The sequence below is a fragment of the Kocuria sp. CPCC 205231 genome, from assembly GCF_040980965.1.
Lineage (GTDB): Bacteria > Actinomycetota > Actinomycetes > Actinomycetales > Micrococcaceae > Kocuria > Kocuria rosea.
Genome location: NZ_JAVKPP010000004.1, coordinates 308,183 through 316,386, shown reverse-complemented (window position 1 = coordinate 316,386; position 8,204 = coordinate 308,183). Strand labels below are relative to the sequence as shown.

At 72.4% G+C, this 8,204-nt stretch carries 6 protein-coding genes; all 6 read right to left on the bottom strand.

The annotated features are described in order from the left end of the window. Nucleotides 1-392: 392 nt before the first annotated feature. Entirely contained in the window at nucleotides 393-1,703 is a 1,311-nt protein-coding gene (gene tyrS, locus RF640_RS06085) for a tyrosine--tRNA ligase (protein WP_368827101.1), read from the bottom strand. 67 nt (nucleotides 1,704-1,770) lie between these two features. Continuing rightward, entirely contained in the window at nucleotides 1,771-4,029 is a 2,259-nt protein-coding gene (locus RF640_RS06080) for a UvrD-helicase domain-containing protein (RefSeq protein WP_095651761.1), read from the bottom strand. Between the two features lie 118 nt (nucleotides 4,030-4,147). Beyond that, nucleotides 4,148-4,684: an adenine phosphoribosyltransferase gene (locus tag RF640_RS06075; protein ID WP_031282693.1), complete on the bottom strand. Its 537-nt coding sequence runs from the start codon at nucleotides 4,682-4,684 to the stop codon at nucleotides 4,148-4,150. 24 nt (nucleotides 4,685-4,708) lie between these two features. Continuing rightward, the gene (locus tag RF640_RS06070; RefSeq protein ID WP_167508886.1) at nucleotides 4,709-5,389 is read right to left on the bottom strand and encodes a DNA-3-methyladenine glycosylase; all 681 of its coding nucleotides are present in this window, start codon (nucleotides 5,387-5,389) and stop codon (nucleotides 4,709-4,711) included. Continuing rightward, the gene (gene argH, locus RF640_RS06065) at nucleotides 5,386-6,834 is read right to left on the bottom strand and encodes an argininosuccinate lyase (RefSeq protein ID WP_017832871.1); all 1,449 of its coding nucleotides are present in this window, start codon (nucleotides 6,832-6,834) and stop codon (nucleotides 5,386-5,388) included. Before argH ends, RF640_RS06070 begins: the two co-directional genes overlap by 4 nt. A gap of 140 nt (nucleotides 6,835-6,974) precedes the next feature. After that, nucleotides 6,975-8,186, bottom strand: a complete 1,212-nt coding sequence (locus RF640_RS06060; RefSeq protein WP_031282696.1) for an argininosuccinate synthase — start codon at nucleotides 8,184-8,186, stop codon at nucleotides 6,975-6,977. Nucleotides 8,187-8,204: the final 18 nt, after the last annotated feature.

The window sequence follows — 8,204 nt, the reverse complement described above, 5'->3', positions numbered from 1 at the left end:
AACCAATCAACCGAATAAAACATCCGGTATCAACAAACATGGCACACTATTGAGTTCTCAAACAACAGACCAGCAACCAGGCACCACACCCGGAAACCGTGTTGGAATTTTCGGTGCCCTCCGCGTCGGAACTTCGTTCCCCGCCTCAGGCAGCTCGACCATCCTACGCAGCCCGTTCTCGGCGTGTCAACTTGCGTTGTTCCGGGTTCGGACCGACCTGAACGGTCGCTCCCGCATGAACTAGGCAGCACCTCTCGGTCCTGCTGCTCTTTGCGGTGTCGTCGCCCGCCGGCCTCTCGGCCCTGCCTGACGACTCGATGAACACTACACCCCCGCCCAGGGGCCTGCAAGCTCGGCTCCCGGACGGGGGTTGTGGGCGGATCGGGCCCGGATCAGGCCTCCACGGTGACGGCGGCGAGGTGCTTCTTGCCGCGGCGCAGCAGCGCCCATCGGCCGTGCAGGAGCTGGTCGGGCCCGAGCTCGGCGTCCTCGCCGACGACCTTCTCGTTGTTGACGTACGCCCCGCCCTCCTTGAGGGTCCGGCGCGCGGCGGACTTCGACTCGGACAGCCCGGTGGCCACGAGGAGGTCGGCGACCTGCAGCGCTCCGGCGGACACGCTCGCGCCGGGCAGCTCCCGGGCGACCGAGTCCAGGGTCTCGGCGTCGAGCTCCGTGAGCTCGCCGCGTCCGAAGACGGCGGCCGAGGCCGCGATCGCCTTCTCGGTCGCCGCCTCCCCGTGCACCAGCGAGTTGACCTCCCAGGCGAGGACCTTCTGGGCCTGCCTCTTGTAGGGCTCCTCCTCGACGGAGCGCGCCAGCTCCTCGATCTCGGCCCGGGTCTTGAAGGTGAAGACCTTGAGCCGGTCGACCACGTCCGCGTCGGCCGTGTTGAGCCAGAACTGGTAGAAGGCGTAGGGCGAGGTGAGCTCCGGGTCCAGCCACACCGCGTTGCCCTCGGACTTGCCGAACTTCGTGCCGTCCGAGTTGGTGATCAGCGGGGTGCCGACGGCGTGCACGGACACGCCCTCGACCTTGCGGATCAGGTCGGTCCCGGAGGTCAGGTTCCCCCACTGGTCGGAGCCCCCGGTCTGCAGGGTGCACCCGTGGTCGCGGTAGAGGTTCAGGTAGTCCAGTCCCTGCAGGATCTGGTAGCTGAACTCGGTGTAGGAGATGCCCTCCTCCGAGTTGAGCCGCTTGGCCACGATGTCCTTCTTGATCATCGTGCCGACCCGGAAGTGCTTGCCGATGTCGCGGAGGAAGTCGATGGCGGAGAGCTGGGAGGTCCAGTCCAGGTTGTTGACCATGACGGCCCGGTTCTCGCCCTCGAAGGAGAGGAAGCGCTCTACCTGGGCGCGCAGCAGGTCCACCCACTGCGCGACGGTCTCCCGGGGGTTCAGGACCCGCTCGGAGCTCTGCCGCGGGTCCCCGATCAGACCGGTGGACCCGCCCACGAGCCCGATCGGGTGGTGACCGGCGAGCTGGAGCCGGCGCATCAGCAGCAGCTGCACCAGGTGCCCGAGGTGCAGGGACGCCGCGGTGGGGTCGAAGCCGCAGTAATAGGTGACCTTCTCCTCGGCGAGCGACCGCTCGAGGGCCGCCTCGTCGGTCGACACGTGCACGAGGCCGCGCCACTGCAGCTCCTGCCACACGTTGGCGAAGGACGGATCGTTGTGCTGGAGGTCCAGGTCTATTGCGTTCGACACGGCTTCCAAGGTACCAGGACGCGGAGGGGGTTCCCCTCCGCGTCCCGGTGTCCCCGGCGGCCCGGGGTCAGAACCGGTCGAGGCCGGCCGGCAGCGGCCGGGCGGCGACGACGCGCAGCCGCTGGGTGGGCCGGGTCATGGCCACGTACAGGTTGCCGACCCCGCCGCCGACCTCCTCGACGAGCGCCTGCGGCTCGACGACCACCACCGAGTCGAACTCCAGTCCCTTGGCGTCCCACGCGGAGAGGACCACGACCTGCCGGTCCAGCCGGCGGACCCCGGCACCCACGAGCCCGGGCAGGGCCCCGGCGAGGGCCGTGCCGATCTCCTGCACGCGGTCCTCGGGCACGACCACGGCCACGAGCCCGCCGCTGACCAGGTCGAGCTCGGTGCGCACCTGCTCGAGGACGCCCTCGACCACGTCCGCGGCGCCGACCCGCTGCACGATCGGCGGCTCGCCCTCCCGGACGGCCCGCGGGGCGGAGATGTCCAGGCCGGCGGCCCGGGCGACGTCGACCGCGGCCTCGGCGATCTCGGCGGGGGTGCGGTAGTTGACCGTGAGCTCGTCGAGGACGAACCGCTCCCCCACGAAGGGCTCGAGGGCGTCCTGCCAGCTGCGGGCGGCGGTGGCCGAGCCCGCCTGGGCGATGTCGCCGACCACGGTGAACGACTTCATGGGGCACCGGCGCATGAGCACGCGCCACTGCATCGGCGAGAGCTCCTGTGCCTCGTCGACCACGACGTGCCCGTAGGCCCACGTGCGGTCCGCGGTCGCGGCCTCGGCGGCGGTCATCCGGTGCTGGGTGACCGCGTTGAAGTCCGTGAGCTGGGCCGCGGTCACGATGCCGTCCGCGCCGACGTCCTCGAGGCTCTGGTGCATGTTCGCCAGCGCGTGCTCGGCGTTGTCCGTGGCCTTGCGGTGCTCCCGGTCCGCCTCGGCCCGCCGGCGCACCCCGGCCTCGTCGAGGTCGCCCAGCAGCTCGGCGGCCTCGTCCAGCAGCGGCACGTCGGCCACGGTGAAGGGGGCGTCGGCCGGGCGCAGCAGGGCCTCGACCTGGGCGGCGCTCAGGTGCGGGGCTGCGGACTCGAGGTAGTGCCGCTTGCTGAACAGCTGCGCGACGAGGGTCTGGGGCGACAGCGGCATCCACGCGAGGTTGAGCGCGATCCGCACGTCCCGGGACTGCCGGATGTCCTCCGCGAGGTAGGAGCGGTCCATGACGTTGCCGCTGGTGGTGTTGAGGTGCTCGCCGAGCTGCTCGGTGAGCTCGCGCAGGGCGATCTTCACGAACGTGTTGCGCGCCTCGTTGTGCGGCTTCCCCGTGGCACGGGCCTTGTCCCGGGCACGCTTGACGGTGCGCGGGGTCAGCGTCACGCGGTGGGAGTCGACGCGCAGGACCTGGTCCGCCGCCGGGACCTTCTGCCGGTCCCGCACGGCGCGGGCCACGACCTCGGCCATGTCGAGGCCGGACTTGAGCCGGGCGGTCCGGGGGTCGCGCTCGGGGACGGCCGCCACGCCGGGGAACAGCTCGGAGAGGGAGGACATCACGACGCCGGTCTCCCCGAGCGCCGGCAGCACCCGTTCGATGTACCACATGAACGACGACGACGGGCCGACGATCAGCACTCCCGCCTTGCGCAGCCGCTCCCGGTGCTCGTAGAGCAGGTACGCCGCCCGGTGCAGCGCCACGGCGGTCTTGCCGGTGCCGGGCCCGCCCTGCACCACGCGGACGCCGGGCAGCGGGGCGCGGATGATCTTGTCCTGCTCGGCCTGGATGGTCGCGACGATGTCCGACATCCGTCCGGTGCGCTTCTGGTTCAGCGCCGCGAGCAGAGCGCCCTCGCCGTGGAGCACGCCCTCGTCCTCGAGCATGTCCGGGTCGAGGACGTCGTCCTCGAGGGCGGCGACGTCGCGGCCCTCCAGGATGAGGTGGCGGCGGCGCCGGATGCCCATGGGGTTCTGTGCGGTGGCCTGGTAGAAGGCCGCGGCCTCGCGGGCGCGCCAGTCCACCATGAGCCGCTGGTGGTCCGCGGTGGCCAGGCCGATGCGCCCGACGTAGCGGCGGTCGCCGTCCTGGCCGTCCAGGCGGCCGAAGACGAGCCGGTGGTCCACGGCCTCGAGCTGGGCGAGCCGGTCCTCGTAGTGGGAGGCGAACGCGTCACGCTCCGCGCGGTTCTGGTGGTTGCCGAAGGACTCGCTGCGGCGCACGGCCGCGAGCTCGGCGGTCTTCTCGGCCCGCAGCTCGTCGAGCCGGTCGTAGAGCATCGCGACGTACGCGCGTTCGACAGCAAGTTGCTCGGCCGCCATCGTGGCGACGGTCTCTGCCATGGGTGGACACCTCGTTCCGGATCGAACAGACCATCGATTCTACCGGTCCGCGGGCGTTCCGACGGCGATCCGGCGGCGCGGTGCGTCACAGTGCTTCGCCGGGGTGCTTCGCCCCTGGTCAGACCCGGTACAGTGCCCGCACCCGGTGGCCGCCGAGCTGGCTGCGGCCCCGCAGGTCGGTGAGCTCCATGATCAGCCCGAACCCGGCGACGTGCAGCCCGGCCCGGTGCAGCAGCTGCGCCGTGGCCCCGAGGGTGCCGCCGGTCGCGAGGATGTCGTCGAGCACGAGCACGCGGGCCCCGCGCGGGACGTCGTCGGTGTGGATCTCCAGCACCGCCGAGCCGTACTCCAGGACGTACTCCTCGCGGAAGGTCTCCCGGGGGAGCTTCCCGGCCTTGCGCACCGGGATGAGGCCCACGCCCGTCGCGTAGGCCACGGCCCCCGCCATGAGGAAGCCCCGGGCCTCGACGCCGGCCACGTGGTCGAACTGGCCGCGGAAGGCGTCGGCCAGGGCGTCGACGGTCCGCCGGAAGCCGGGACCGTCCGCGAACAGGGGTGTCAGGTCGCGGAAGAGGACCCCCGGCTCCGGGTAGTCGGGGATCTTCACGCACAGGCGCTCGATCATCTGCTCAACGGATTCAGTCACACCGCTCATGCTATCCGTCCGGGTCCCGCGGACTCAGCGGCGCCGGCGCGGGACCGCGGCGCGGTACGGGGACACGGAGGCCTCGCCGGGCAGCCACCAGCGCCAGGGGAACTCGGGGGTCCCGCCGGGTCCGGACACCCCCGTGCGGGGCCCGCGGCCGGCTGCGGGGGCGTCCCCGGGGCCGGGCAGCCGCAGGAAGAAGCCCGGCGCCGCGGCGTCCCCCGCGGTGAGCGGTGCGCCGTCGTGGGTCAGGTCGATGCCCAGGGCCTTGGCGAGGTTGCCGGGGCCACGTGCCAGCGCGGCGTCGGGCACCGGGCCGGAGCGTCCGGCGGCCCGGCGGGCGCGGGCCAGCGGCACGCCCTCGACGACCTCGCCCGCGCGGAGCAGGCACCCGCCGGCGGTGCCCTCGGGGCGGCAGACCAGGTTCACGGCGTGGTGCATGCCGTAGGTGAAGTACACGTAGACGTGGCCCGGCGGACCGAACATCGAGGCGTTGCGCGCCGTCCGCCCGCGCCACGTGTGCGCCCCCGGGTCCGGCAGGTCGGAGCCGTCCGGCCCGCCGTAGGCCTCGACCTCCGTGATCCGCAGGACCACGGAGCCCTCGGCGGTCCGGTGGCCGAACAGGCTCCCGAGCAGCCAGGGGGCCACCTCGGGAGCCGGCCGGGACAGCAGCTCGAGCAGCGCCGGCCCGGTGACGGGCCCGTTCACGCTCATCCTGCGACGATCGGCGCCCGCCGCGAGAACTCCGCGGCCTCGGCCACCTGGCGCTCGAGCTCGCCGATCTGCGCGGCCACGGCCGACGGCGCCGTGCCGCCCTGGGCGCTGCGCGAGGCCAGCGAACCCGCCACGGTGAGCACCTCGCGCACGCCGGGGGTGAGCCGGTCTGAGATGGCGGCGAAGTCCTCGTCGGAGAGGTCCCACAGCTCGATCCCGCGCTGCTCGCAGACGCGCACCGCGTCCCCGGCGACCTCGTGCGCGTCCCGGAAGGGCACGCCCTGGCGCACGAGCCACTCGGCCACGTCCGTGGCGAGGGCGAAGCCCTGCGGGGCGAGCTCGGCCATCCGCCCGGTGTTGAAGTCGAGGGTGGCGATCATCCCCGCGACCGCGGGCAGCAGCACCTCGAGCTGGTCGATCGCGTCGAAGACGGGCTCCTTGTCCTCCTGGAGGTCCCGGTTGTAGGCCAGCGGCAGGCCCTTGAGCGTGGCCAGCAGCCCGGTGAGGTCGCCGATCAGCCGGCCGGCCTTGCCGCGGGCGAGCTCGGCGATGTCCGGGTTCTTCTTCTGCGGCATGATCGAGGACCCGGTGGAGAAGGCGTCGTCGAGGGTGACGAAGGAGAACTCCTTGGTGGCCCACGTGGTGATCTCCTCGGAGATCCGGGACATGTCCACGGCGATCATCGCGGTGACCCAGGAGAACTCGGCGTAGACGTCCCGGGCCGCGGTGCCGTCGATGGAGTTGTGCACGGCGGAGTCGAAGCCCAGCTCGGCGGCGACGGCCCCCGGGTCCAGTCCGAGCGAGGACCCGGCGAGCGCCCCCGAGCCGTACGGGGAGACCGCCGCGCGGGCGTCCCAGTCCACGAGGCGCTGCACGTCCCGCAGCATCGCCCACGCGTGGGCGAGCAGGTGGTGGGACAGCAGCACCGGCTGGGCGTGCTGGAGGTGGGTGCGCCCGGGCATCGGGGCCTCCGGGTGGGCCTTCGCCTGGTCCAGGAGGGCCTGCACGACGTCGAGCACGTTGCGGGCGATGATCGCGGCGTGGTCGCGCAGGTACATCCGCCCGAGGGTGGCGATCTGGTCGTTGCGGGACCGGCCGGCGCGCAGCTTGCCGCCGAGCTCGGGCCCGGCCCGCTCGATGAGGCCCTTCTCGAGGGAGCCGTGGACGTCCTCGTCGGAGGGGGCGGGCGCGTAGGCCCCGGAGCGGACGTCGGCCTCGAGCCGGTCGAGGGCGTCGAGCATGCCCCCGAGCTCGTCGTCGGTCAGCAGCCCCGCGGTGCGCAGGACCCGGGCGTGGGCCCGGGAGCCCGCGATGTCGTAGGGGGCCAGGCGCCAGTCGAAGTGCGTCGACCGGCTCAGCGCCGCGAGGGCGTCGGCCGGTCCCCCGGCGAAGCGCCCGCCCCAGAGCGCGCCCTCGTTGGTGCCGTGCTTGTCCTGCTGCGCCATGTCTCTCCTCGTGGGTTCCGCCGGGGCCGGGGCCGCCGGGGGTCGGGTCGGCCGGGCGTGGGCGGAGGGCCCCACCGCCGGGATGGGGCCCTCCGTCGTCGTGCCCGTTCCTGCTGGGGACGAGCCTACGTGCTCGGGGGCTACTTGCCCTCGGCCGCGATCCGCTGCTCGCGGGACGCCGCGACCTTCGAGGACATGCCGAACAGCTCGATGAACCCGCGGGCCTGGGACTGGTCGAACGCGTCGCCCTCGTCGTAGGTGGCGAGGTTGAAGTCGTACAGGGAGGTGTTCGAACGGCGGCCGGTGACCGTGGCCTGGCCGGCGTGCAGGGTCATCCGGATGTCGCCGTCCACGTACTTCTGGGTGTCCTGGATGAACGCGTCGAGGGACTGCTTGAGCGGGGAGAACCACTGGCCGTCGTAGACGAGCTCGGTCCAGCGCTGGGTGGCCATCCGCTTGAAGCGGGCCTGCTCGCGCTCGACCGTCACGTTCTCCAGCTCACGGTGCGCGGCGATCAGGGCCATGGCGCCGGGGGCCTCGTAGACCTCGCGGGACTTGATGCCCACCAGCCGGTCCTCGACGATGTCGATCCGGCCCACGCCCTGGGCGCCGGCGCGGCGGTTCATCTCCTGGATTGCCTGCAGCGGGCTGACGGGCTGGCCGTCGAGGGCCACGGGGATGCCGCCCTTGAAGCTGATCACGACCTCGTCGGCCGGCGGCGGGAACGTGGGGTCGTCCGTGTAGTCGTAGACGTCCTTGGTGGGGGCGTTCCAGATGTCCTCGAGGAACCCGGTCTCCACGGCGCGGCCCCAGACGTTCTGGTCGATCGAGAAGGGGTTCTTCTTGGTCGTGGCGATCGGCAGGTGGTGCTTCTCGGCGTAGTTGATGGCCTTGTCGCGAGTGAGGGCGAGGTCGCGGACCGGGGCGATGCACTTGAGCTCGGGGCCCAGCGTCTGGATGCCCACCTCGAAGCGGACCTGGTCGTTGCCCTTGCCCGTGCAGCCGTGGGCCACGGTGGAGGCGCCGAAGCGCTTGGCGGCGGCCACGAGGTGCTTGACGATGACCGGGCGGGACAGCGCGGAGACCACGGGGTAGGCGTCCATGTAGAGGGCGTTCGCCTGCAGCGCCGGCATGCAGTACTCCGCGGCGAACTCGTCGCGGGCGTCGGCCACGTAGGCCTCGACGGCCCCGCAGTCGAGGGCGCGCCGGCGGATGGTCTCGAGGTCCTCGCCGCCCTGCCCCACGTCGACGGCGACGGCGATGACCTCGGCCCCCGTCGCCTCGCCGATCCAGCCGATGGCCACGGAGGTGTCGAGACCCCCGGAGTAGGCCAGCACAACACGCTCGGTCACGGTGTTCTCCTTCGTCGG

Excerpts from the sequence above, each read along its gene's own strand:
- RF640_RS06075 (WP_031282693.1), bottom strand. The coding sequence starts at position 4,684 with ATGAGCGGTGTGACTGAATCCGTTGAGCAGATGATCGAGCGCCTGTGC.
- RF640_RS06080 (WP_095651761.1), bottom strand. The coding sequence starts at position 4,029 with ATGGCAGAGACCGTCGCCACGATGGCGGCCGAGCAACTTGCTGTCGAA.
- argH (WP_017832871.1), bottom strand. The coding sequence starts at position 6,834 with ATGGCGCAGCAGGACAAGCACGGCACCAACGAGGGCGCGCTCTGGGGC.
- RF640_RS06070 (WP_167508886.1), bottom strand. The coding sequence starts at position 5,389 with ATGAGCGTGAACGGGCCCGTCACCGGGCCGGCGCTGCTCGAGCTGCTG.